Origin of the sequence: Exiguobacterium sp. LL15, from assembly GCF_024436095.1 — a bacterium.
Taxonomy (GTDB): domain Bacteria; phylum Bacillota; class Bacilli; order Exiguobacteriales; family Exiguobacteriaceae; genus Exiguobacterium_A; species Exiguobacterium_A indicum.
This window is the reverse complement of the sequence record NZ_JANFNX010000001.1, coordinates 1,353,257-1,377,319: the sequence shown is the minus strand read 5'-3', so window position 1 is coordinate 1,377,319 and position 24,063 is coordinate 1,353,257. Positions and strand designations below refer to the sequence as shown.

29 protein-coding genes are annotated in these 24,063 nt (G+C 47.9%); 16 read left to right on the top strand and 13 right to left on the bottom strand.

From position 1 onward, the window contains the following. Positions 1 to 10: 10 nt before the first annotated feature. Together NOM72_RS07025 and NOM72_RS07020 are read right to left on the bottom strand one after the other, a co-directional pair. Positions 11 to 1,174, bottom strand: a complete 1,164-nt coding sequence (locus tag NOM72_RS07025; protein ID WP_255998404.1) for an MFS transporter — start codon at positions 1,172 to 1,174, stop codon at positions 11 to 13. Continuing rightward, positions 1,171 to 2,154, bottom strand: a complete 984-nt coding sequence (locus NOM72_RS07020) for an ROK family protein (protein WP_023468250.1) — start codon at positions 2,152 to 2,154, stop codon at positions 1,171 to 1,173. The genes NOM72_RS07025 and NOM72_RS07020 overlap by 4 nt, the downstream gene beginning before the upstream one ends. Before the next feature lie 265 nt (positions 2,155 to 2,419). Here NOM72_RS07020 and NOM72_RS07015 point away from each other — a divergent pair, with 265 nt between their 5' ends. The 4 genes from NOM72_RS07015 to NOM72_RS07000 all read left to right on the top strand — a co-directional run bounded on the left by NOM72_RS07015 (position 2,420) and on the right by NOM72_RS07000 (position 4,990). After that, positions 2,420 to 3,325: a methyl-accepting chemotaxis protein gene (locus NOM72_RS07015; protein ID WP_023468251.1), complete on the top strand. Its 906-nt coding sequence runs from the start codon at positions 2,420 to 2,422 to the stop codon at positions 3,323 to 3,325. Positions 3,326 to 3,433: 108 nt separating this feature from the next. Continuing rightward, positions 3,434 to 3,922 carry a GNAT family N-acetyltransferase gene (locus tag NOM72_RS07010; protein WP_149427329.1) on the top strand — a complete coding sequence of 163 codons (489 nt, stop codon included), beginning with the start codon at positions 3,434 to 3,436 and terminating at the stop codon, positions 3,920 to 3,922. A gap of 34 nt (positions 3,923 to 3,956) precedes the next feature. Beyond that, on the top strand, positions 3,957 to 4,535 hold the full coding sequence (locus NOM72_RS07005) for a GNAT family N-acetyltransferase (RefSeq protein ID WP_255998401.1): 579 nt from the start codon (positions 3,957 to 3,959) through the stop codon (positions 4,533 to 4,535). Continuing rightward, a complete protein-coding gene (locus NOM72_RS07000; RefSeq protein ID WP_255998399.1) occupies positions 4,517 to 4,990 on the top strand; it encodes a GNAT family N-acetyltransferase in 474 nt (157 codons plus the stop codon). Before NOM72_RS07005 ends, NOM72_RS07000 begins: the two co-directional genes overlap by 19 nt. A gap of 34 nt (positions 4,991 to 5,024) precedes the next feature. On the opposite strand, the gene cls is transcribed toward NOM72_RS07000, so the two are convergent. Beyond that, positions 5,025 to 6,464 carry a cardiolipin synthase gene (cls, locus tag NOM72_RS06995; protein ID WP_255998397.1) on the bottom strand — a complete coding sequence of 480 codons (1,440 nt, stop codon included), beginning with the start codon at positions 6,462 to 6,464 and terminating at the stop codon, positions 5,025 to 5,027. Positions 6,465 to 6,516: 52 nt separating this feature from the next. On the opposite strand from cls, the gene NOM72_RS06990 reads away from it, so the two are divergent. Further along, positions 6,517 to 7,083, top strand: a complete 567-nt coding sequence (locus NOM72_RS06990; RefSeq protein WP_255998395.1) for a DedA family protein — start codon at positions 6,517 to 6,519, stop codon at positions 7,081 to 7,083. Here the strand turns inward: NOM72_RS06990 and NOM72_RS06985 are convergent. Further along, positions 7,033 to 8,175, bottom strand: a complete 1,143-nt coding sequence (locus tag NOM72_RS06985) for an AI-2E family transporter (protein WP_255998392.1) — start codon at positions 8,173 to 8,175, stop codon at positions 7,033 to 7,035. The two genes, NOM72_RS06990 and NOM72_RS06985, sit on opposite strands and share 51 nt — an antisense overlap. Before the next feature lie 385 nt (positions 8,176 to 8,560). Between NOM72_RS06985 and NOM72_RS06980 the strand changes: the two genes are divergently transcribed. From NOM72_RS06980 to NOM72_RS06970, 3 genes are all read left to right on the top strand, one after another. After that, positions 8,561 to 9,688, top strand: a complete 1,128-nt coding sequence (locus tag NOM72_RS06980) for a M20/M25/M40 family metallo-hydrolase (protein WP_035397460.1) — start codon at positions 8,561 to 8,563, stop codon at positions 9,686 to 9,688. Positions 9,689 to 9,757: 69 nt separating this feature from the next. After that, positions 9,758 to 10,927, top strand: a complete 1,170-nt coding sequence (locus tag NOM72_RS06975) for a hypothetical protein (RefSeq protein ID WP_255998383.1) — start codon at positions 9,758 to 9,760, stop codon at positions 10,925 to 10,927. 15 nt (positions 10,928 to 10,942) lie between these two features. Next, positions 10,943 to 11,692 (top strand): VLRF1 family aeRF1-type release factor, encoded by a 750-nt coding sequence (locus NOM72_RS06970; RefSeq protein ID WP_255998381.1) that lies wholly within the window; start codon positions 10,943 to 10,945, stop codon positions 11,690 to 11,692. A 44-nt stretch (positions 11,693 to 11,736) separates the two neighbouring features. Here the strand turns inward: NOM72_RS06970 and NOM72_RS06965 are convergent, their stop codons facing one another. Continuing rightward, positions 11,737 to 12,789 (bottom strand): C45 family autoproteolytic acyltransferase/hydrolase, encoded by a 1,053-nt coding sequence (locus NOM72_RS06965; protein ID WP_023468255.1) that lies wholly within the window; start codon positions 12,787 to 12,789, stop codon positions 11,737 to 11,739. Between the two features lie 160 nt (positions 12,790 to 12,949). Here NOM72_RS06965 and NOM72_RS06960 point away from each other — a divergent pair, with 160 nt between their 5' ends. Both NOM72_RS06960 and NOM72_RS06955 read left to right on the top strand, forming a co-directional pair. Continuing rightward, positions 12,950 to 14,656 (top strand): methyl-accepting chemotaxis protein, encoded by a 1,707-nt coding sequence (locus NOM72_RS06960; RefSeq protein ID WP_255998378.1) that lies wholly within the window; start codon positions 12,950 to 12,952, stop codon positions 14,654 to 14,656. A gap of 125 nt (positions 14,657 to 14,781) precedes the next feature. Next, positions 14,782 to 15,351 carry a GNAT family N-acetyltransferase gene (locus NOM72_RS06955; protein ID WP_255998376.1) on the top strand — a complete coding sequence of 190 codons (570 nt, stop codon included), beginning with the start codon at positions 14,782 to 14,784 and terminating at the stop codon, positions 15,349 to 15,351. On the opposite strand, the gene NOM72_RS06950 is transcribed toward NOM72_RS06955, so the two are convergent. Then, complete coding sequence (locus NOM72_RS06950; RefSeq protein WP_255998374.1) at positions 15,317 to 15,826, bottom strand: DNA topology modulation protein; 510 nt, start codon at positions 15,824 to 15,826, stop codon at positions 15,317 to 15,319. The two genes, NOM72_RS06955 and NOM72_RS06950, sit on opposite strands and share 35 nt — an antisense overlap. An 81-nt stretch (positions 15,827 to 15,907) precedes the next feature. On the opposite strand from NOM72_RS06950, the gene NOM72_RS06945 reads away from it, so the two are divergent. After that, positions 15,908 to 16,330 carry a hypothetical protein gene (locus tag NOM72_RS06945; protein WP_058265915.1) on the top strand — a complete coding sequence of 141 codons (423 nt, stop codon included), beginning with the start codon at positions 15,908 to 15,910 and terminating at the stop codon, positions 16,328 to 16,330. 32 nt (positions 16,331 to 16,362) lie between these two features. Here the strand turns inward: NOM72_RS06945 and NOM72_RS06940 are convergent, their stop codons facing one another. Then, on the bottom strand, positions 16,363 to 17,109 hold the full coding sequence (locus NOM72_RS06940; protein ID WP_023468260.1) for a bacteriorhodopsin: 747 nt from the start codon (positions 17,107 to 17,109) through the stop codon (positions 16,363 to 16,365). Positions 17,110 to 17,260: 151 nt separating this feature from the next. On the opposite strand from NOM72_RS06940, the gene NOM72_RS06935 reads away from it, so the two are divergent. Further along, positions 17,261 to 17,701 (top strand): VOC family protein, encoded by a 441-nt coding sequence (locus NOM72_RS06935; protein WP_035397446.1) that lies wholly within the window; start codon positions 17,261 to 17,263, stop codon positions 17,699 to 17,701. Positions 17,702 to 17,721: 20 nt separating this feature from the next. Here the strand turns inward: NOM72_RS06935 and NOM72_RS06930 are convergent, their stop codons facing one another. Next, positions 17,722 to 18,990 (bottom strand): NAD(P)-binding domain-containing protein, encoded by a 1,269-nt coding sequence (locus NOM72_RS06930; RefSeq protein WP_255998370.1) that lies wholly within the window; start codon positions 18,988 to 18,990, stop codon positions 17,722 to 17,724. Positions 18,991 to 19,026: 36 nt separating this feature from the next. Next, positions 19,027 to 19,473 carry a MarR family winged helix-turn-helix transcriptional regulator gene (locus tag NOM72_RS06925; protein WP_023468262.1) on the bottom strand — a complete coding sequence of 149 codons (447 nt, stop codon included), beginning with the start codon at positions 19,471 to 19,473 and terminating at the stop codon, positions 19,027 to 19,029. Positions 19,474 to 19,595: 122 nt separating this feature from the next. On the opposite strand from NOM72_RS06925, the gene NOM72_RS06920 reads away from it, so the two are divergent. The 3 genes from NOM72_RS06920 to NOM72_RS06910 all read left to right on the top strand — a co-directional run bounded on the left by NOM72_RS06920 (position 19,596) and on the right by NOM72_RS06910 (position 21,329). Further along, positions 19,596 to 20,075: a GNAT family N-acetyltransferase gene (locus NOM72_RS06920; protein ID WP_255998368.1), complete on the top strand. Its 480-nt coding sequence runs from the start codon at positions 19,596 to 19,598 to the stop codon at positions 20,073 to 20,075. Between the two features lie 118 nt (positions 20,076 to 20,193). Beyond that, a complete protein-coding gene (locus NOM72_RS06915) occupies positions 20,194 to 20,847 on the top strand; it encodes a flavodoxin family protein (RefSeq protein ID WP_305120360.1) in 654 nt (217 codons plus the stop codon). Continuing rightward, positions 20,844 to 21,329 (top strand): YusW family protein, encoded by a 486-nt coding sequence (locus NOM72_RS06910; RefSeq protein ID WP_255998366.1) that lies wholly within the window; start codon positions 20,844 to 20,846, stop codon positions 21,327 to 21,329. The genes NOM72_RS06915 and NOM72_RS06910 overlap by 4 nt, the downstream gene beginning before the upstream one ends. A gap of 40 nt (positions 21,330 to 21,369) precedes the next feature. On the opposite strand, the gene NOM72_RS06905 is transcribed toward NOM72_RS06910, so the two are convergent. Together NOM72_RS06905 and NOM72_RS06900 are read right to left on the bottom strand one after the other, a co-directional pair. Then, positions 21,370 to 22,155 (bottom strand): endonuclease/exonuclease/phosphatase family protein, encoded by a 786-nt coding sequence (locus NOM72_RS06905; protein ID WP_255998364.1) that lies wholly within the window; start codon positions 22,153 to 22,155, stop codon positions 21,370 to 21,372. Further along, positions 22,152 to 22,682 (bottom strand): GNAT family N-acetyltransferase, encoded by a 531-nt coding sequence (locus tag NOM72_RS06900; protein ID WP_058713066.1) that lies wholly within the window; start codon positions 22,680 to 22,682, stop codon positions 22,152 to 22,154. The genes NOM72_RS06905 and NOM72_RS06900 overlap by 4 nt, the downstream gene beginning before the upstream one ends. Before the next feature lie 79 nt (positions 22,683 to 22,761). On the opposite strand from NOM72_RS06900, the gene NOM72_RS06895 reads away from it, so the two are divergent. Next, on the top strand, positions 22,762 to 23,178 hold the full coding sequence (locus tag NOM72_RS06895; RefSeq protein ID WP_023468268.1) for a GNAT family N-acetyltransferase: 417 nt from the start codon (positions 22,762 to 22,764) through the stop codon (positions 23,176 to 23,178). On the opposite strand, the gene NOM72_RS06890 is transcribed toward NOM72_RS06895, so the two are convergent. After that, the gene (locus NOM72_RS06890; protein ID WP_058713068.1) at positions 23,175 to 23,636 is read right to left on the bottom strand and encodes a DUF2178 domain-containing protein; all 462 of its coding nucleotides are present in this window, start codon (positions 23,634 to 23,636) and stop codon (positions 23,175 to 23,177) included. The genes NOM72_RS06895 and NOM72_RS06890 overlap by 4 nt on opposite strands. Next, positions 23,636 to 23,842, bottom strand: coding sequence for a helix-turn-helix transcriptional regulator (locus NOM72_RS06885; RefSeq protein WP_023468270.1), 207 nt, complete (start codon positions 23,840 to 23,842; stop codon positions 23,636 to 23,638). Before NOM72_RS06885 ends, NOM72_RS06890 begins: the two co-directional genes overlap by 1 nt. Between the last annotated feature and the right edge of the window lie 221 nt (positions 23,843 to 24,063).

Here is a 24,063-nt window from a genome sequence, read left to right as displayed (position 1 = left end):
CCTCCTTTTTTCAAGACGCTTTTGCCAATCGCTGTCTGAATAACATCCGGTTCAAGCCTTCCGTAGCGACCAGCATCAAGAAGATGAGACTGATCGTAAACCAATGGAACAATGATAAGGAGTAGGACGTCGCCAGCCATCCGAACAATGGTGGCATGAAGGTACTACCGGTATAGGCGAATGCCATTTGTACCCCCATCAGCCGTTGCGCCGCAGCTTCTCCGAACCGTACCGGCGTCTCATGGAGCATTGCCGGGTAAATCGGTGCGAGACCAAGCCCGACAAGTACGAAACCAAGCGGCATCCAGGCAGCGGGTGCGAGGATGAAACAGGCAGCTCCGACGAATGCCGTCCATTGACCGACACGAATCAATCGACGATTCGACCAGCGTAGCGACAGAAAACCACTGATGAAACGCCCCGCGGTGATGCTTCCGTAGTAGACGGAAATCCACGTCGCTGCTGATGTTACGGAAAAGGAACGGACTTGGACGAGATAACTACTGCCCCACAGCCCGACGACCGCCTCGGCTCCACAATAAAAACAGAACGCTGCGAGTGCGGCAATCAATCCGCGTGGTTTTCCGGACGACGTACTCACGGTTTGAACCTGTTCAGACACCTGTTTCGGAGCCCGTTTCCAGAGCGGTAAACTGACGATCAAGATAATCATCAAGACAAGTTGCAATGCACCGACGACGAGGTAACCTAAACGCCAGCCGGAATCGAGCAATACACCAGCCATGATGAGCGGACCAGCCGTCGCACCGATGCCCCAAAAGCAATGGAGCCAGTTCATATGATGCGCTTGATAATGGGTGGCAACGAAGTGGTTTAACGCCGCGTCGACGACTCCAGCACCGAGTCCAAGCGGGATCGCAAGGACGAAGAGCCAAATCAAGGACGGAGCAACGTAAAAACCAATCAATGCCAGTGCCGTCAAACCGGCAGAAGCTGCCGTGATCGGACCCGTTGAATAACGTTCGATCAAGCGACCGCTAAACAGACTCGAGACGATCGTTCCGGCAGCGATCGTCATGAAGAGCCACCCTGCCATGTCGAGCGGTGCGTCGAGATCGAGCCGCATCACGGGCCACGCTGTACCGAGTAACGCATCCGGAAGACCAAGACTGATGAAAGCGAGATAAATCAAAGGTAATAGTAAACGGGTCATCGGGCGAGTCCTCCTAACGGAATTTGTTCAATGAATGACTGGATGCTCAGTTGCATCAGACCATCTAAATAATCGGTTTCCCAGTCGCCTTGCCGCAACTGAGGTAATTTGTCGAGCGGAAAGCGCTTGGCGCATCGTTCCGTCAGCCGAGCTAATCCGTCATCTGAGACATCGGACGACGTAAATAAGATGGCATCCGGATTCAAGGTGACGCTAAACGAGAGGATGATTCGACTTAACGCTTCATACCAGTCGTCAGAGTGTGGTGTAGTCGTCGCGAGGACTTGTCCGACATTTCGCTTGTCGTCAAACGGGATGAACGAGATCTCTCCAGCGAAGTGATGCGCTCCGCGGATGACATGACCGGAAACGGCGACGCCGGCTCCCGGTCCGTTCGTTCCGAGATACACATAGACAGTCGTCTCGTTATCAGAAGCTTGGGCACGGACCGCAGCGTTCATATCATTTTCGATGACGACGGGTCGCCCGAACCGTTCCGTCAGTTCTTGTTGCAAGGGGCGACCGTCTAGCGTCGGATAATCTGGGGCGAATAGGATCGTGCCGGTTGTATCAACGGCACCAGCGACACCAATTGCAAGCGTTTGAACATCTGGATGATCGTCGAGTAATGTTGATAGCGTTTTCAATAAATGAGATCCATGATCTGTCGAATCGAAGTTCAGGCGATCCGTTGCGATCAGATGTCCACCGACGTCGTGGATGCGATACTGCAGATACGTGCGTTCGAGATAAAGAGCGAGTCCGTGGAAGTGATCCGCGCGATAGCGATACCGTTTTGCCGGACGCCCTCCGCGAACCAATTCAAGTGGTGTCTCTTCAATTTCCTGTGCAGCGATCATCTGATCGATCTGTTTGCTCGCAGTCGGAAAACTGACATCCAAAACGTGACGAATCGCAGGGATCGTATCGAGATGGTCAACTAAAAAAGCGTGACGTGTACGTGAAATGAGTTCAGTCAAACAAAGACCTCCAAACTAGTTTACTTATTAAAAAAGTTTAATAAGTTTTGATTTGAGTATATCAGGTTGGGAACAAAAGACAAGTTTAAAAAAGAGGTGTAGGATATGAATATTTAGAAAAATCACGTTTCATTCCATCGCTGTCTGGCTATATGTAAAGAAGATAAAAAAATTTTAGTCATATATCTTTAATTCATACTATTCCGATTTGTAATATCTTGGATAGCCTGCAACGGGAGGTAGATGACGAGAGGAGTTTGTAATCATGACCACCCAACTTTCAACCAACCTAGGATCCCAAGATATTTTAGCCTCCCTGCAAGATAATGTCGCAATGATTCGATTCGACCGGCAACGTCGTGTCGTCGACGTCAATGGTTTATTCGCAAAGACGATGAAATATAAACGAGAAGAGATGATCGGGATGCAACATCACCTCTTCTGCACGACGGAGTTTGCAATGAGTGACAGTTACCAAGCATTTTGGCAGAAGCTGTTTAGTGGCTTCAGTACGGCAGATAAAATTGAACGCATCGATGCGCATGGTCAATCGATTTGGCTAGAAGCAACCTATATGCCGATTTACGATGGAACGGAAGTGACCGGTGTCTTGAAGATTGCTTCCGATATTACTGATCGTCAGCAGACGATTCAAAAGTTCGCGACTTCGTTTGACACGATTGCTAGTGATTTGAATACTCGGTCGACGCATGGCGAGCAGGAAAGCGAAGCGTTACGGCGAACGATCGAACAGATGGCCGAGACGACTCGTGATAACCATCAGACGATTGAACGGCTGCAACGCCAGGCGCAGGACATCGCTCAAGTGACGGAGACGATCAAAACAATTGCGTCACAGACGAATCTCTTGTCACTCAATGCATCGATCGAGGCAGCGCGAGCCGGAGAACACGGCAAAGGATTCAATGTCGTCGCGACTGAAGTCCGAAATCTCTCAAAGCTCGTCGAACAAGCCGTCGTCGACGTCCGACAGACGACGCAGCGAATGAATGATGAACTGCAGCGGATTGCCCGTGCTATGACGCAAGCAACGTCGGATGCACAAGCAAGCGTCACGGTTGTCGCAGAAACGGTCGATCGCTTCCATGACGTTCAAAGTGCGGCATCGACGTTAACGGAGACAGCGCGAGACTTTACAAAAGCAATTTAAGTGAGAGACGGCATTCCGGTAAACGGAGTGCCTTTTTGTATAAAAGTACCCCTATACTTTGGAATAATATGTTAATATACTACAAAACGGAAAGGGAGCGAACTTCTGATGAATATCCGCACTGCTCGTCCTGACGATTTTCAGGCCTTGATACCATTGTTCCAGCAAATCCACGATCAACACGTCGCTTTACGACCCGATCATTACCGTCCGCACGAGATGCCGGTTCCGGAAGACTTATTTCTGTCGCAACTCGAGAATCCGGATTTTGCATTACTCGTTGCGGAACAAGACGGGCTTGCCGGTGTGATCGTCCTAAAGGAAGACATCGTCGAAGGAAGCGGCTTCGTCTTCGATAAGCATTACTTACGCATCATCAGTCTCGTCGTTGCGGATACGCATCAAAAACAAGGCGTCGGGAAACGATTGATGCAAGCCGCTTACGCACATGCGGAAACGATCGGCTGTGACAAAATCGAACTCGGCGTCGATGACGCCAATCAGGAAGCGATCGCCTTTTACGAGGCACTCGGAATGGCTGTCCGCTCGAGACGAATGGAATGGAACGTGACGTCAAGCAGGGAAACGTCGACGTGACGTCAAACAACAGGTACTAGAAAGGAGAGAGGTCATGTTCAGATTACAAGTATCCGATCACGTATCGCTTCAATTGTTTGAACGGCACCATGCGGAAGGATTATTCGCCCTCGTCGATGCCAATCGCGCACATCTTCGCGAATGGCTCGGTTGGGTCGATGGTACAACAGAGACAAGTACATATCAGGAGAGCGTCATTCCAGCATGGCTGCAACAATTCGCCGATGGTAACGGCTTTACATGTGGCATTTATCTTGAGGACGAGCTCGTTGGAACGATCGGTTTGCATGAGATTAATCAACACCTCGGACAAACGTCGCTCGGCTATTATTTAGGAGAAAAGGATCTTCGAAAAGGCGTCATGACGGATGTCGTCCGGTTCGTCACGAACTATTGTTTCGAGACGCTCGGCTTGAACCGGGTCGTCATCGAGTGTGCGACCGGAAACGTCCGGAGCCGACGAATCCCGGAACGACTCGGGTTCACGGAAGAAGGTATCTTACGGGACGCTGAGAAATTATACGGGACGTATCACGACATCCAGGTCTATGCGATGTTACGACGGGACTGGACGAAAACGCAGGAGGTGGCAGCATGCGCATCGAGCCAATGAATCAAGCGACCTATGAGTCGTATCTACCCGTAGCAATCGAGGAATATGCGGCAGATAAGTGTCGCGCTGGTACGTGGTCAGAGAACGAGGCGCTCGAGAAGGCGACAGAAGAGTTCGCAACATTGTTGCCAGAAGGTCTGAAGACGAAGGATCACTACTTATTTACGTTTCGTGACGAGACAGGGAACGATCTTGGAATGGTCTGGGTCCATGTGACAGAAGAATCACGCGGACGTTGCGCTTTCATCTTCGACGTCAAGATTACGTCTGAAAAGCAAAACCAAGGATACGGCAAGGAAGCGCTCCGCTTACTGGAAGTGATGTTGAAACGGATGAACGTCAAGAAGATTTCCTTACACGTCTTTGCGCATAACGAACGGGCGATTCATGTGTATGAATCGCTTGGGTACGAGAAGACAGATTATCATATGTCGAAGTCCTTATTGGATGAATAATTAGAAAACCCGCCTGAAGTGAGGGCGGGTTTTGTCATAGAATGGGTGACAAGAGCCTAGAAATACTCTCCTTGAAACGAATCATCCGCGAGCGAGCAGCATATTTTTCAATGGTCAGCTTTTCGCTATCTGCGACGTCAGACAAAAAGAGTAATTCCAATTCTTCTGCAACGGCTTGGTGATATAGAATCGCATTCATTTCAAAATTCAATCGAAAACTTCGCGCATCGATGTTCGTCGTACCGACCGAAGCGATCTTTCCATCGACGACGATCGTCTTCGCATGCATGAATCCAAGTTCATACGTATATACGTCAGCACCATGTTGAATCAATTCACCGACAGAGGCATAGGTTGCCCAGTAAACGAACGGATGATCCGGTTGATTTGGGATCATGATTTTTAGTGTCACGCCTGAGGCAAGAGCGATTTTGCAGGCATCCATGAAACTTGTATCGGGGATGAAGTAAGGCGACTGGATATAGATGGACTTTTCTGCTGTAAGGATCATTTGAATCAGCATGTTCTTTAAGTATTCCGATTCAGATGTCGGTCCGGATGTAACGATTTGAACCGGCACGGTGTCGTTCGTTCGGTCATGTGCTGGCATCGGGGTCGTCGACCAATCCGTTCGTTCTTTACTTGCCGCATCCCAATCTTGTTCAAAATGATATTCGAGCTCTTCGACTACAGGGCCGAGGACGCGCAGGTGTGTATCTCGCCAATAGCCGAATTGTTCATCTTCCCCGAGATACTCGGAACCGACGTTAAATCCTCCAATGTAGCCGATTCGTCGGTCGATCGTACATAATTTCCGATGATTGCGGTTATTGATTCGTAGATTCAAGATACCAAGCGGTGATGAAAAGAACGATCGAACCTCACCACCATCGTTTTTGAACGCATCAAAGTCCTTCGCTTTTAATTTCCAAGATCCGACGGCATCATACAGAATCCGAACTTTGACACCGCGCTTGGCTTGTTCGAACAAGGCAGTAAGAAGTTGATCGCCGAGCGGATCGCGTTTCAGGATGAAATATTGGATGTTGATTTCGAGTTGTGCCTTTTGAATATCTGACAGTAATGTATCGAACTTCTGATGACCATCGAAGAGTGTCCGTACATCTGTCGCTTCCGTTAAGAGGGCACCTGACGCCCGATTGGCTTGAATCAGCTTTCGATAAGGGGAAAGAGGAGTGTTGGGTGCGATTTCGGTCTTATCTTGAGATACGAATTGTTGTTCACGTACTCGGCGGCGCTCCTCGGGCACATGGTAAAAAGTGTCCTGTTTTAATGAGCGACCGAGTACTAAGTAAATCAAAAACCCGATGATCGGTAGGAAGAAAAGAATCATTAGCCAAGCCCAGGTCGCGCTGATATCGCGTCGCTCGAAGAATAGGATGGCGATGGCTGCGGCTACGTTAGCGATGAAGATGGCGTAGAACAAAAACGATAGAATTAGGGTATAGTCCATCAATACGAACACCTCGTTTTCAAAAGAATGACTTCGACAGGAGGAAGAAACGATGGTCTTGGAGTGGGTACGCTTCATCTCACGCATCATTTTCATTCCGATTTCGGATGATTTATTGGTCATCCGTCAAATTTCGAATTGGCTCCAGCAAGGTCAAGTGCCGTTCGCCATTTTTTTGTTGGTCTGGTCAGCGTGTTTCGTTTGTTTTATTCTCTTCTACGGTATTCCGCGGTTGTTCCGTGAGCTCCCGATCATTCAAAAGCTATTGACCACAAAACATCTCGCAAAAGCTGAAGCGATTTTACAGGAGAAAGGTGCTTTTGCGATCGCGATATCATTTTTCCTACCTGGTATCTGGCGACCGATTCATTATATGGCTGGTCTGCTCGCCTATCCATTTCGACCGTACGTTCTCGTGACGTTAGCCGGTACGGGTGTCTATGCGTTGAGTTGGACGATTTTGATCGATCGTCTCGGTGTTTACGGGTTGTTGAACCGATTCTCGGCTTGGTGGGCAACGCATAGTCATGTCCTCTTAGTTCCCGGAATCATAGTGGCGTGTGGTATCTTATGTTGGATTTTCCGGGATATGATCCGGAACTGGTTCGTCCGATCGTAATGCGGTATGTCGAAGCTTAGCAAGTTTGATGACATTAAGGACGGTGACTTTAGCAACGGCGTAAAACGGAACCGCGAGTAACATTCCGAGGATGCCTGCTAGTTGCCCAGCAACGAGTAAGACGACCGTGATCGTGATCGGATGGACTCTTAATGATTTTCCTTGAACGAGTGGGGAAATGACGTTAGCATCAAGCTGTTGCACGATCGTAATGCCAATGATGGCGTATAGTCCTTTGATCGGTTCATCAAGAAACCCGATCACGACCGCGGGTGCTGCTCCAAGGAACGGACCGAGATAAGGGATGATGTTCGTCGCGAAGATGAATAGTCCGAGTGGTAAGAAGTACGGAATATCGAGCCACCAAAGGATGAGTGTCGCGAGGCTCCCGACGAAAGTACAGACGATCAATTGAGCTCGGACGTATGACCGGATCGTTCCATTCATGTCTTTTATTATGAATAGGGCTTCTTTTCGATAACTGGCAGGAATGAACTGGACCAAGGCGTTCGGTAATTTTTTTCCGTCTACTAACATGAAAACATATAAAAAGAGGGCAATGAACAATGTAAAGACAGTCGAAGCGATGAATCGAATCAACCAAACGACTGACCCTGCAATGGATGAAAAAACATTACCAAGAAAAGACGTCGCACTTTTCATCGAGTTTTCGAACGATGCGAAGTTATCTTCAATGGATGGGATGGAAGTGCCGTATTTTGCATACAATGACAAAGATTGCGCATACAATCGTTCAGCGAATCCAGGTACGGCAGCGACGAATGCAACTAATTGTTTCGTGATCAAAGGAAATAACGTCAAAAAGAAGAGGAGAACAAGACTGAATAAACCGATCAAGACGATGACGATAGCTAGTTTGCGTGAGCGGAGTTGGCGTTCGAGTGAATCGACGAAGCCAACCGACAGATAGAATAAAATACCAGCGATGATGAAAGGTGTGAAAATCGTCGTGAAGAGTACGAACAGCGGGTAGAAAAGAAAATCGACGAGTCGTGCCATGTAGATGATGCTAAGCACGAGCAAGATGAACAATCCGATGCGAAAGGAACGATTGGAAATCAAGCGAGACAAAACGGTCACCCCCTCTAGAAATCATGGACATGTTGTATCCTTTCCCGAAAACGTTTAAAATAATTTGAAAATTTTGAACAAACTATTCTTTTCTTACATATAATTGTTATTTTCTAAATAGAATGGGTAATCATAAGTTAACTTGATCGCATCGTTCGGATATGTGAAATAGCTCCATTATTCTACTGCGCACACTCCCTTCACTCCTTTTCGTATGAACATCACATCGACAATCGCAGTACGCCTTCCTGATTGTTCTCATCATCTCTCTTTGATTTTACCGATTACTTCATCCATTCGACTATACCGACTAGACAGTTGTCGAACATGCCCAAATCATTTCATGATCCATTTCATCAAGCACTTAGGTGGAGGAGGAATCAAGATGTCAACGTCGCGACTCTTACAAGAATTCATGGAGTTGGTTCAAATCGATTCTGTATCTTACGCAGAAGGGGAGTTTCAGCATGCTTTAATTCAGCGTTTTCAAGCACTTGGTTTGACGATTTTAGAGGATGATACAAAAGGGCAGACGGGACTAGGTGCCAATAACTTCGTTGCCCGTCTTAAGGGTGTTGAAGGAATTGAACCGATCTTCTTCTCCTCACACATGGATACCGTTTCCCCCGGTCAAGGCATTCGTCCGCGAGAAAAAGACGATCGGATCGAGTCGGATCAGACGACGATACTTGCTGCGGATGATAAGGCAGGGATCGCAATCATGCTCGAATTGATTAAACGGATTCAAGAACAACGAATTCAGCACGGTCCGATCGAATTCATCCTGACGGCAGGGGAAGAGGTTGGTTTGCTAGGGGCGAAGGCCGTCGACATGGCGATGTTAGAAGCGACCTATGGATATGTCCTTGATAATGGAGGTCCCGTCGGTGGGATCATCACGACGAGCCCCTCGATGTATCGGTTGGATGTAAGCGTGACTGGTCGCGCCGCTCACGCCGGTCTCGAACCAGAAAAAGGGATATCGGCAATTGAAGTTGTTGCTCAGGCAATCAGTCGGATGAAGCTAGGACGGATTGACCATGAAACGACAGCAAATATCGGTCAGATAACTGGTGGAACGGCGATGAACGTCGTCATGGAACGGTTAGAATTCGTCGCAGAAGTTCGATCGTTTGATCATCACAAGTGTTTAGAACACGTCAAGATGATGGAGACGTTATTAAACGAAGAGGTCACGAAGTATGGAGCAAAACTGGACTTTCAGGCGACGCCCCTGATCACCGGATATCATTTTGAAGAGACGCATCCACTAGTGGTCCATGCCAAAACGTGTCTTGAGGTAGTCGGGCGTCATGCTCGTTTTGAGCGGAGTGGTGGAGGAACCGATGCTAACGTTTTTAATGAAAAAGGGAAGGATGTCGTCAACGTATCGATCGGTTATGAAGAAATTCATACGGTGAATGAATATATTCTAATCGAAGAATTCGAACAAGCCGTCAACTTCGCACTTGAACTCGTTCGACAGATGCCTTCTTTCCCATCGTCAAATTAAGTCGTCAAATTAAGGTGTTCTTGGTCATGGATAAGCTGCCGCCTGGTCGTCTAAAAGGGAGGAAACCGCATGCAACCCATCATCGCCTTTACGATCATTATGCTCATCTGGACTGTCAGCGATTATGTTTCGAAAAAAACGAAGGCCTTATTATCTTCCCTATTTGTTGCCTCGATCATCTTCCTGATTGGATTCAAGACGAATCTCTTTCCAGAAGATTTGTTACCGACGTCCTCATTACTGCCACTTGGTCAAACGGTCGTCGGTATGATCATCGTCCACCTCGGAACTTTGATCAGTCTTGATGAATTCAAGCGACAGTGGAAAACGTTCTTGATCGGGGTATCAGCAGTGTTAGGTATCAGTGTCCTATTGTTTACGATCGGACGATTACTGCTTGATACCAATTACGTCTTAAGTGCGATTGCTGCCATCAGTGGTGGAACGATTTCCGTCATCATCGTGCAGGAGGAAGCATTAAATGCTGGACTAATCTCTGTAGCTGTTTTTCCAGTCTTGATTGCCGCCTTACAAGGATTGATCGGTTTTCCGCTGACATCGATCATTCTTCGGAAAGAAGCACTCCGGATTCGGGACGGTGTTCGGGATGGTAGTATCACGAAACGTACGGAGCTTAATCCAGAACAAACGTCTGACAAGCAAACGATTCTTCCGGAACCGTTTCAAACGACAGCAGGTACATTGTTCGTCGTCGGAGTCGTCGTAATCATCTCGACGTTTCTCAGCGGTTTGACGAATGGGTGGCTTAATACGTTCGTCATTGCCTTGTTGCTAGGTATTGCCTTACGGGCAACTGGCGTATTAAAACCAAACGTCTTGAACGGGATCGATGCCTATGGTTTGATGATGCTGGCAATTTTATTGATCATCTTCGGTCCACTTGCGACGACTTCATTTGCGGACCTCGTCGAACTACTCGTACCACTCTTGATCGCCTTTTCTCTTGGCGTACTAGGCATCGTGTTGTTCGCGATGCTTGCTGGGAAACTACTCGGATATTCCTATTCGATGGCGATCGCGATTGGTTTGACGTCCTTATATGGCTTTCCAGGTACATTGATTCTCAGTCAAGAAGCAGCTAAAAATATCGGGGAGACGGAAGATGAGGTCCAAATCATTGAAAACGAAATTTTACCCAAGATGGTCGTTGCCGGTTTTTCGACGGTGACGATCACATCCGTCTTCATCACCGGTATTTTAGCGTCGTTCATTTATTGAATGGAGGGATGGAAAATGGGATTACAAGAGGATATTAGTCGTCTGAAAAATTATTCGGGCAAGCCAGTCTTATCGGTCTATTTGAGCACAGCACCGGACAAACGGAATCAATGGCAAACGATCTTACGCAATGAGCGAAAACGCATCCTGTCTGAACACGACGATCAATCAGCGATCGAAGGTTGTTTTGATGCTGTTGAGCGAGCGATTCAAGAACATCGGACGCAACTATTACGTAGTGTCGTTGCTTTCTTTACAGACGATGGTCTATTAAAGGAAATTCATCTGTTACAAGTAGATGTGACCGATGAGGTCAGCTACGGTCCAAAAGCGAACGTCAATCAATTGGAGGTGCTCGATCATCAGTTTCCGAGAACGGGTATCGTCTTGACGCATCTCGACTCGGCATCGATTCTTGATGTCCGGGTCGGTGAAGTCGAATCAAGACGGGACTATGAACTTGATTTGGATACGGGACAATGGCGCCGTTATCAAGGACGAAGTGCACGGCAAGGAGCATCGAGCAGTAGTCAGTCAGACGATTTCCAAGCACGCGTCAATCAGCAAGCGGAACGCTTCTATCGTGAACTAGCGTCTGAAATCGATACATTACGACGGACACAAGACTGGGAACGGCTGATTTTAATTGGTGAGCGGAGCCAGGCGAGCTATTTGGAACAAGCGTTAAAGACAGAACCGGATCAAGTCATTCACAAAAACTTATCGCAAGCTAGTGATCAACAGTTACTGCAACATGTATTTTGAACAAAAACTCACTTAGTGAATCGTTCACTAAGGGAGTTCGTGTATTAACGCCACGTCTGTAATGTATTCGCGAACTGAATGTTTGTCTCTAGTTCTCCTGTGATCTCGCTTGCTGTGAAGTCATTGCCAGCGAGCCAGTCGGCAAAGTCGAACGTGACCGGTTCCTGATCACCACCAAGCGCGAACCAGACCTTCAATTCTTCCGGGAAGTAGGCAGACGTATGGATCGTTCCCGCCCACTGTGCATATAAATCAGCGAAGACGCCTTTATCGGTATCGTTGAGTAGTCGAAAAGCGGACTCCGCATCCTGAATCATATGTTGATGCGTCTTTAGCTCCATCATCCGACGTTTCGAGTCATCGAGGTGATAGCGGTTTTCATGCTGTAGCAAATCGAAGTGATTGGTGCACATGTTCGATTCCCGTACTTGGACGTCGCGTGCTGTCGCCTCGATGACGAACGAACGCGCGGATTTATCATGGACGACGTACGTGAACGATCCGCGATGCGGAATCTCCTTGACGAGTGAGATCGCATCGTCGACCGACGTGCACATCTCGAGGATGATCCGCCCGATCATGAAGCTGACGAACCCATCGCCCGGACGGCGACGATTAATGAAATTATAGCCCATCGCAAGCCCATGTTCATTCATCCCGTCCATCCGACCGGTCACCCGCGATGCGGGACCGATGATTGCTGAGCCACCATCATTCGGTTGAAAGACGGAAAATCGACCATCATATGTCATCGGATGGTAATCATAGTTACGGACGAGGAAATTATCACCGGTCATGATTGAACAACCACTTTTCGGTCCTTCGACCCGGTAATGCCCGAAATGGAGTAACGTATCCGGAAGCGACAGTTCAAGTTCGTCCTGGAGTCCAAGTAACTCGTCCCAAATATGCGGGGCGTACCGGAGAAACATCTCCTTCGTCTCGACCGGATCGACTTGAAAGCGCGGAACACGGATCTTCCAGTTGTCCTCCCGATTATGGAGCAACTGGTTTCGTTTGACGTAACGCCCTTGTTCGCGACCGAACTCATAATGACTGCCGCGGAATTGTGTGATCTCATTGGCTACACGTTGCATGGAATCCATCCTTTCTTCACCTGCTGTATGCTGATTATATCGAACACGAGAGAGAAAGTCGTACGGCAGGGCTTTGCTTGAGCACATCAAAATATAGGAATATTGAAAAATCAATCAACTATTTTAATCCTGAACCGATAAAAAAACGGGAGGGGATGGAATGAAACACATGTCAGTCAGACGAAAGATTCAAGTATTGATTGCGACAGCAATCATCTCAATGCTCTTAATCGCAGGAGCAGGACTCTATTTCTTGAATCAGATGTCGAATGCTTCACGCACGATGTATCAAGAAAATCTGATACCGATTCAAGAGGTGGCACAGATTCGAATCGATACACGGGCACTCGATTCCTTTTTAGTCGAGATGATTTTAACAAAGGATGAAACTCGAATTGGTGAACTGCAGGCGGATATCGATACACGGCAAGCGCAAATCCGTTCATCGCTCAATAAGGTAGAAGATACAGGACGATTTACCGCACAGTCAGAAAAACAATTAGAAGACTTAAAGGATAACGTCCTAGCCTATGATAACGGGATGAGTCTTGTCCAAGATGCCGCGACACGAAATGAGAACGAAGAGGCCTATAAAGCCTACTCGGAGAGTTTGGAGCAAGTCCGGGACAATGTTGCCAGTTCAGCGAAGTCGTTGATGGCTTCGATGACGAGACAGGCGAAGGATCTGAACGCTCAAAATCAGTCAGAAAAACAGACCGCCTTTTACTTAATGCTCGGGATTATCTTATTAGGTGTCGTCCTATTCGTGGGACTTGCTTTATACATCACGCGTCTGATTACCCGTCCGATTCGTCGATTACAAGGCTGGATGGACCAATCGGGTAACGGTGATTTGACGGTTCGTGGCGATTATGATTCTAAAGACGAACTCGGTCAATTGACGACGTCCTTTAATGAGATGATCGCGTCACAACAACAAGTCGTTTTAGAATTGACGGGAACAGCAGAGCGTGTCGCTGTTGCTTCAGATGAACTCAGCGTCAACGCAGAGTCGACGACGAAAGCAACCGAGATGGTCGCTGTGACGATGGAAGAGATGGCAAGTGGTGCGAGTCAGCAGCTGCATCAAGTGTCCGATGCTTCACGGACGATCGAAGAATTAACGACATCTGTCCGTTATGTCGCCGGAAATGCGCAGCAGATGACGGAACGTACGGCAGATGCAATGGAAAAAGTCGCACTCGGTGGTCAGGTCGTCGGAACACTCGGGACACAGATGGGACGGATTCAAGAAGACGTCTCGCGTCTCAGCCACGTCATCGATGGTCTCGGTAACCGATCGCAGGAAATCGGACAAATTACGGATTCAATCAAGGGTGTCGCAGCGCAGACGAACTTACTCGCGTTAAACGCAGCAATCGAAGCAGCGCGCGCCGGCGAACAAGGACGCGGATTCGCTGTTGTCGCAGCGGAAGTCAAAACGCTCGCTGAGCAGTCGGCAGTCTCGGCAAAACAGATCGAGTCGTTGATTCGTGTCATCCAACAAGAGACGGAAGCATCGGTTGTCTCGATGGAAAAAGTCTCAACCGAGATGACGAGTGGAATCTCTGTCGTCGATCGGGCAGGTGCCTCATTCTCAGAAATTGAGACAGCCATCACCGACGTGACAGGGCACGTCGAGGAGGTATCCGGTGCCGTTCAGGAAATGGCGGCGGCGAGTGAACAAATCGCATCTGTCATGCGGACGATTCAAGCAGTGACAGAAGGAACTGCTGCCGGAACGCAAAACATCTCCGCTTCAACCGAGGAACAGATGGCGTCGATGGAAGAGATTGCATCCGCGTCCCAATCACTCGCAACGATGGCGGATGATTTGAAACACGTTACCGGACGATTTACCGTATAAGATTAAAAACGACCTCGATGGAGACATGATCGAGGTCGTTTTTATGTAGGAATAAATGGGAAAAGAAGGTGATTCATGGAGACGCGTCGTATGTATCTGAATACTATATTTTAGGAGGCATACATATGAACTTTCAATCGTTATCGACAAATAGGCTGGATTTGATTCGCGTTACGGAAAGTCACGTCAATGATTTCTATACGATCTTATCTGATTCACGCGTGACTCAATATTATGGCATTGATCCGCTCACGTCTCTTGAGGAAGCAAGTCAGATCATCCATTCATTTGATCAAACGTTTTCTATGAAACGGGGAATCCGATGGGGCATGATCGACCGTTCGACAGGGCGGTTCATTGGAACGGTCGGACTCAATAACTGGAGTCCATATGCGAAAAAAGCCGAACTTGGATTCGAATTACATCCAGATTTTTGGCGACGAGGCTATGTATCGGAAGCTGTTCAAGAAGTCATCCGGTTTTCGTTCAAAGAATTGGCGCTTCATCGGTTAGGTGCGGTGACATTTCTTGAGAACGAAGCATCCTATCGCTTACTCGAAAAACTCGGATTTACGTTTGAAGGCGTCTTACGCGGCTATCTCTATCAAGGCGAAAGGTCGCATGATGCACGGATGTACGGTCGGTTACGAACGGACGTTATCACGCCTCAGGTAATGATTGAAGAAACTGTTTGACAGCACGACGGGACGTCAAATGAATGATTTGTTTATCGGACGTCGCTTTAAGCGTTGAGAGGATACTCGGTCGTTTATCGATCGGGAACCGCCAAATCCATTTCAAAAAATCAAACGATAGTTTCTCCGGACAGTCTGCTGCCATATCCGGTCGACCGGTCTTGCGGTAGCGCCACGTCCGTTTCAGTGCTCGGTACAGACAAATCGTCCGCGGTAGATCAAGGAAGATGATTGTATCTGCGGCTTTGATTCGTAAATCAAGCGTTCCACCGTAGTTGCCGTCGATGATCCACGTGTCGCGCGACGTGAGCATGTGTTGAATCTGGCGTTGCTCCTCACGCGAAACCGCCTCCCAGTTCGGACGCCATAATAAGGTGTCGAGATGATCGACGGGATAACCGAGTTTTTTGCCCATCGCACGAGCAAGCGTCGATTTACCGGATCCACCAGAACCAATCAAGATGATTTTTTGCATCATAGACCTCCTATTTTTTGTCATAGGAATTGATCATACCACGGTTTTCTAGTCGAGGATAGAACGAAAGGAGTGGATGAGATGGTACCAAATTTCATAATCGAAGGGATGGCAATCGTTTTTACACTACTTGTAATCGGTTGCGGCGTGTTATTCCTGCCGCAGCGATGGAAGCGCTATGGCTTGATTTTACTTGGTTTGGTGGCGATCGGGTGCAGTTCCTTTTGGTACATCCGACCGACGCTCGTCAATCAACAGATTGCTGAGAATGAGAAATTGCTTAAGATGGAACTAGCACGTCAATTCCCTGATGAAGTCTACACTACAAAAACACAAAAATTTTCGTATGAGTCTTCGGCGAATCCGGCTTCAATTGAAGTTGAATTTGCAAATGAACCTAACGTAACTTATTTTCTAGATATGGATGGGAAAAGGATTAGGCTGTCAAGTTTTATCTTTAAAAACGGAGGATTTCCACAGGATTTACAGCATGAATTCAAATAAAGACCGGATGCTCAAAACATCCGGTCTTTTGATTAAGTCGATTTTAAATTTTTCGTAGCAGACATCGTTTTGACAGCGAAGAAGGCAATCAGACCGAATCCAACCTTGTTGATCAAGTCAGCGAAGTTATAGATCAATTCGCGGACGAGTTGCACCTCGATACCGGGTGCAAACAAGGTGACCGCGTAACCGACCGGATAGATCGCCCATCCAATCAAGATGAACAAGCGCATCTGCAGCAAGGCTTTACGAATCGGGGCAGGCTTATCTTCAGCGGCTTTCGTGACGTTCGTGAACAGCAGATAAATGATATAAAACCATGCGACACAACCAACGACGTATGCCCAAAGACCGAGTTGTGTGAAGCCACCCGCTAGATTGATCGACGACTCGCCGATATACCCACCGATGATCATGATGATGTCGGCGATAACGAGTTTCGTCAGAAGGGAACGCCCTTTCCCCCCCTTTAAACCGAGTAACAGCGGAAACTTAATCAGCAAGAGAGGCGTCGTCACAAGCCAATCGATGTAGCGGATTTCAGTTGGAAAGCCATCTATCTCCGACAACAAACCTGATTCCCCGACAGCTTGCTTCATGAAATAGTAATGAATCGCAGCGACGAACGTGACGAGAGCAGCGACTGTTGCGGTCGAGCGGTATTCCGGGGCGAGGGAATTTCGTTCGACGAGAAAATAGAGCGTACCGGCGGCCATTCCGACGAATCCGACCCAGAACATGTACTGGGTCGCAAGAACGAGAAGGTTGACGTCTTCCATGTTGTTTCGACTCCTTTTCGTAAGTGGACACGACCTTTCATACTTTTATTTTACTGACGATACAGTCTTCAGACACCACGTCGAAACGCTCTTGATGTGCGGTCTATCAACGGTTTGACAACATTTCGACACACTTGAGGAGGAGTGACGGATGCCGAGTAAACGAATGGATCATATCAGTCTGAACGTCGTGAACCTAGAAGAAGCGATTCACTTTTTTTCGCTTTGTGGCCTCGAAGTACGCGGACGATGGGAGATGAAAGGAGAGTTACTCGATCGTTTATTAAATTTAGAGGGAGCGGAGACGGAGTGTGTTGCACTCGGATTACCAGGTGAAGCAATCTGGCTTGAACTCGTTCGATTTAAACACCCGCGTGACACGCCTTCCGTGATTCAATCCGTCCACGCAGGTGGATTGCGTCATCTCTGTTTTGAAGTAACGGCACTCGCCGCGCTCGTCGAACGTTTAGCGGACAATGGATATCAGTCGATTGGCGACGTCGCGAATTACGAAAATGAATATCGCCTATGTTACGTAAGAGGACCAGAAGGCGTGATCATTGAGTTGGCAGAAAAAATCGGACCTGTCTAAGACTGGTCCGATGTATATTGTTAAGAACAACAGGAAGTCGATGATTGTGGCAGGGAAACGTTGCACACACCCGTCTCTGGTAATGATAACTTGACCTGCTTCGCACGTGCCTCGTCTCCGACAAGAAAAGCAACGATTGATCGAACTTGTTCATAACCGGTCGCAAGCAGGAAGGTCGGAGCACGACCGTAACTTTTTGCACCGACCAGATAAAGTCCGAGATCTGGATGACGTAACTCCGCTTCTCCATGTGGACGGACAGTTCCGCAGCTATGAAGGTTCGGATCAATCAGAGGAGCAAGTATTCGACTACTCTCGGTGACAGGGTCGATATCAAGCCGTACTTCCTCGAGGAACGAAAAGTCGGGTCGACTTCCTGCATTGACGATCAGCTGATCGATCTGATGAAGGGACCGACCATCTTGAGCAGTGATGTCAAACGACTTTCCTTCCGATTCAATGGATTGGGTCTTGAAGCTGGAGTGAACCCTAATCTGATCTCGTTCAACGAGCTGACGGATACGCGAACCGAGTGCTCCGCGACCTTCCAGTGCATCCTTTTCTTCTCCGCCGTAGGCTTGAACCGGGTCCGATTTGCGAAGGATCCAATGAATCTCCGTTTCAGGGTGGTGCGCTTTAATAGAAACGAGTTCAAGGAGCGAGTTCAAAGCCGAGTGCCCGCTACCGATGACAGCGACGGATTGATTCGCGAAAACAACAGTATCACGTTTCGCATCTACGATCGAATACCGGACAGGTAAGTTCTGCTCGATTTCGACTCGATGACCAGAACTGATTGCAGGATTTGGTCGCCCGAGGACGCCAGACGCATCGATGACCGCGCGAGCGAGCATATGTTTACGTCCGTTCGGCGTGTCTATGACTAATTCGAACGGTGTTACATCACGTGAGGTATTCGTCATTTTGTCTAGACCTGCCCGTGAGATCGAGAGAATCTCATGTTGGAAATATAGAGAGGGAGCAATTTCCGGTAATGCAGCAAGTGGGGCAAGGTATTGCTTAATCAATTCAGTTCCGGTCGGCACAGCATCGTTTGCTGGTGCGATCCAGTCCGTCAGCTCGAGCAAGTGACGTGCTGCGTCACTGATATTGTATTGCCACGTCGAAAACATCCGGACGTGCTCCCATTGTTTGATATGGTGGGCAATCGAAGGACCTTTCTCAAATAATAAAAACGATTGACCTTCCACTACAAGTTGAGCTGCAGCTGCAAGACCGATCGGACCGGCACCGATGATGACGATGGGGTGGGAAGAACCGTAAGACATGCATAAAACCTCCTTTTTATTTGTAAATTGCAAGTATTAGAGACATGGTTTACAGCAGACGTCACTCTCGCCCATCTTCGTGTTCAGCAAGTCGATTGCCTGGAGGACATGTGCTTTTTCGAAGGAAGTCATCGATGAGAAGATGGAATCAAGATACGTGTTCATCTCTTCGTCAATGGCTTGAGCAACACGTAATCCTTTCTCGGACAGGCGAAGTAGGTGAATTCGCCGATCGTTGATCGCGGGACGCTTTACGAGTAGATCCCGCTTAATCAATGTTTGTACTTGTCTGCTGAACGTAGTGATATCAAGAGCGAGTTGGTCCGCAATTTCTTGCATTGCGGAGTCAGGATGTTTGGCAACCTGATACAGCAGATGACTTTGAACGAGAGATATCTCTTCATCTAGGACGGCACAACAATTCTTATTCAATAATCCGAAGCGCCGGGTGAACGTTTGAAATAATTCACGAGTTTCATTCATGTATAGCTCTCCTTTCTCTATTTTGCTTATGAATCAGTTATACGATATAAACTTGCAAATTGCAAATAATAAATATATGATTTTCTCATATTCAATTGTAAATAAGGAAAGGGGGAGATTGGATGCTTGTTCGTTCGATGGAAGAGAAAGATCGTAGCACTGTGTTAGCCATCTATCGTCAAGGAGTAGAAGAAGGGAACGCGACGTTCGAGACGATGATTCATGAGCAAGAGTGGTGGAGAACGCTGACGCAATCTGAACGATTCGTTCTAGCGCAAGGTGGAAAAGTGATTGGCTGGGCTAAACTGGGACGTATTTCTGAACGACATGTCTATCGTGGCGTTCGAGAAATCAGTATATATCTAGAGCGTTCCGCTCGAGGACTCGGCGGTGGACGATTCTTAATGGAGGCATTGATCACCTATGCGGATGCCAATGGGATATGGACGCTTCAATCACACATGTTCCCAGAAAACATCGCAAGCAGACGGCTGCATGAGCGACTTGGATTCGAACTAGTCGGTCGACGACGTGCCATCGCACAGCATCATGGTGTCTGGCGAGACACGTTGTTATTTGAGCGACGAAATGACATTAGGTAACGAAGTGATATTTCCGCGTTTGATTTTTCAATTCAATTCTTCTACCATGATCTGCCTTCGCTGAAGCGAAGGTTTTTTAGTTTATCCGTCGATGGAAGAAGGGAAGTATTAAAGACGAATGATACTACCTAAAATGACAGAGGAGGATGGACGGATGTTGCATGCCTTATTCTTGAACTGCACCTTAAAAGCATCACGTGAACCATCGAATACGGAGGCGCTGATCCGTGACGTGATCGCATATTGGAAACAGGAGGACGTCACTTCAGAAATTGTCCGGATCGTCGATCACCAAGTGGCGTTCGGCGTCACGGAAGACGAAGGCAACGGGGATGAATGGCCCGTGATTTTCGAAAAGGTGAAACGAGCCGACATCGTTGTCATCGGGACACCGCTCTGGCTTGGTGAAAAAAGTAGTGTCGCGACGCAAGTCATTGAACGATTATACGGAGGGAGCGGCTTGACGAACGATCTCGGACAAGCAATCTACTACAACAAGGTCGGTGGCGTCATCGTCACGGGGAATGAAGATGGAGCTAAACATGCGTCCGCTTCCATCTTGTACGGTCTGTCGCATATTGGCTTTACGATTCCGCCGAACGTCGATGCTTATTGGGTCGGTGAAGCGGGACCAGGACCATCGTACATCGAAGCAGGACGGAACAACGATTTTACGAAGCGACACGCACAGTTTTTAGCTGCCAACCTATACCATTTTGCGAAGATGTTAAATGAGCATCCGATTCCAGCAGAAGGGAATGTGATGGAATGAAGAGACAACGTTTAACAGGATACGGTGTCGCAACGTTATTCGCGATGAGTTTAATGCTGGCGGGTTGCGGAAATGACGAAGCGTCGACGGACAAGGTCGAAGAAGGATCAACGAATTCGAACACGACCGACGACACGATGCAAGACAAAGATACGGTGACAAAAAATGCCGACACGGATTATGGCTTCAACAGTCTGTCGATTGAAGCGGACGTTGAAGGGGATAACGATGCCATTGATATTAGTTATGACCGGGATAATGACGGAACGGAAGCGGAATATCGCTATAAAGGGGAGCAAAAGCAAGGAGACGACGCGATGGCGGAACTCGACGCGAAGTTCAAGAACTTAAAGATTGATGCGGAGACATCTGAAAAAGAGGTCATCAGTGAGGTTGAGCGTGTGTTTGCGATTCAAGATGCTTCCCGCTTAGAGGTTGAAATCGAATTCTCAGACGGAACCGAAAAAGAATATAAAAAATAAACAATAGGTCTGCGCCCGTAACGGGTGTAGACCTATTGTCTTAGTGTAGCGTCACATGAGCGAGGACACCGTAATGATCGCTCGGTATAAGGTGATGCGGCAGTCGATGTTCTCCGATCAGCTGGACGTGCTGTAAGGTCACAGGTAGAGGCGAACGCTGACAGAGTAACCAATCGTACCGGGAAGGTGTCGTGACGCCGTCATTCTTTTTGGCATAAGGGTTTGTCACGGGATTTAAAGTCGTTGCAGCGAGTTGACCGGTTCGCGTCGCGTAACTGTCAGCAAGATCGACCCACTCGTGTAACGCGACCCGATGCAGGGGAGACTCCGGAAAGTCATTAAAGTCACCGCCTAAGAACTCGATCGTCGTGTCATCCGTCTGTGAGGCAATCCATTCGTTGACGAATCGAAGTTGATCGAGTCGAATGTCTGAAGCACGCCAATTGAAATGAATGTTCGTCACGGCAAAACGAATACCGTCAATCGAAAACGGGATCCGAATCGCACAGTGGTGGTTGATGTTTGCTGTCGCAGCGGCACTCGAATCCGTTCGTTCAAACGGCAATTTCGTCAGGATAGCAAGTCCTTCATCTGGTGAATCCATGTAAGGATCCATCATCATATACGGATAACCGGTCGCCTCTGCGAGGTGCTCAGCGATCGAGACGAATGGTTCATCCGGATGAAACGTGGACATGACTTCTTGCAGGAGGAGAATGTCCGGTTGGTGTTGCTTGATCTCCGCGCATAACGCCTCGAACCGTTCTTGTCGTTTGTGCGGGTGATGCCAGATGTTATATGTCGCAATCGATAATGAAAGACTCATAGCTGTAAGCCCATCAACACCGTATCGTAAAAGCAACCGTCCGATAATAACCGGTCATGACGCAGTCGTCCTTCTTCTTGAAATCCATGTCGCTGATAGAGGCGAATGGCGCCGAGGTTCGTCTCGACGACTTCGAGCTGAATTTTTTGCAGGGATTGCGCTTTTGCCCAAGCAATCATTCGTTCCAGCAGTTGGGTACCGATTCCTTGCCCCCAGTCGGATTGAAGTACACCGAGTCCAAATGATGCCTTGTGCGCGAAACGTTTTAAATGAAAACCACGACATCGGGCGTAGGCGATGAGTCGTCCATCGCGCTCGACGACGAGGATACGATCCGGAACCGAGGAATCGCGCAACTGATCTGCGAAATCCGTCGCGGTCATCACGTCCTCACCAGGCATTCGGTCGAAGTATTCCGTTTCCGCATCGAGTGTTTGGCGGAGTTCAGCGAGGGCTTCAGCGTCACTGAGTCGAGCCGGTCGAATCTGGTACCGTTGTGTATCGAACGAGTGGTGCATCGTCTGCATATGTAATCCTCCGTTCTAGATGGAATATGCTATCATTATGGCAGGGATGGTATCATTTGTAAATTTAAGGAGAGAAGAAATGAAAATTCAAACTGGAACGAAGGAAGATAGGACATTCATCCGCGAGCAATTGATTGCCTACAATCGGCAACATGTTCCTAAAGCCTTATATGAACAATCGGAAGAACTTTGTTTTACAGCATCTAACGAGAAGGGCGAATGCATCGGAGGAATTACCGCGTCTTACGGTTGGCAACATATTCATGTCCAGTTCCTTTGGGTGAGCGATACAGCACGACAGGCAGGTGTCGGAACCCGCCTGCTGCAAGCTATCGAAGGATATGCGAAGGAAGCAAGGTGTACGAAAGTCCTTTTGGACACGTTTGATTTTCAAGCACCAGACTTTTACCGCAAGCATGGTTATGAAGAGTATGGACGACTGACCGATCATCCATCGATTGGACAATCTCAATACTTCTTCGTCAAGCGACTTTAACGCCGGACGTGCACAATCCAAGCTGACATGTACGTAAGTGTTCCGATCGATAAGACAAGAGCAATCGCATAGAACGGAAACGCTGGATACAGTTGAAGTAACGGTTGCTCGAACAAAAAGGCAATCATTAGGACGGGAAGGCTGATCATGAAAGCAACATACGCTGCACGAGTTGCTTTACCGGTGATCAGTGCCTCACGTTCGTCGGAGTCGGAAAATTCTGCTGTTGCAAACGAACTTGTACGGTCTTCTCGTAAGAAATAGCTGACGATCGAAAGGACAATCGCAATCACTAGCACTGGAAGGACACTCATTAGATTCAATTCCAGCGACAATCCCGTACCGGATACCGGATCATCTTGAAATAGTTGTAGGTTCGCATGAATGGCACTAATGAGATAAGCAGCTAAAAAGTAGAGACAACAATTAAGTAAAGATTGAGTGACGACACGTTTCATCAGGATTCCTCCTCTAATTGAAATAGTTCCTCGATCGGGCAATCAAAGACGCGGGCAATCTGCATCGCGAGTAAGAGCGACGGCGTATAGCTTCCTTTTTCAAGTGAGATGACAGTTTGTCGTGTCACACCGATTCGTTCAGCGAACTGCTCTTGTGTCCACTTGTGCTGTTGACGATAGAGGCGGACATGGTTCGTCAGTTTCATCTGACGACCTCCTTTCCAGTTGTTTACATTGTAAAGTTGGGTTTACATTTTGTAAAGTAGACTTTACGTCATATATGTAAAAAATGGAGCTGACTCAAAAGTCAACTCCTCAGACTGAAGACAAAGCGTAATTTTTCTTTTAACAAAAAGGATTGCGCTTTTTTTTGTTCATCTCGAATCGTTTTCCTGGGAAAAGCATCGAGCCGCTTCGCTTCGCTGCA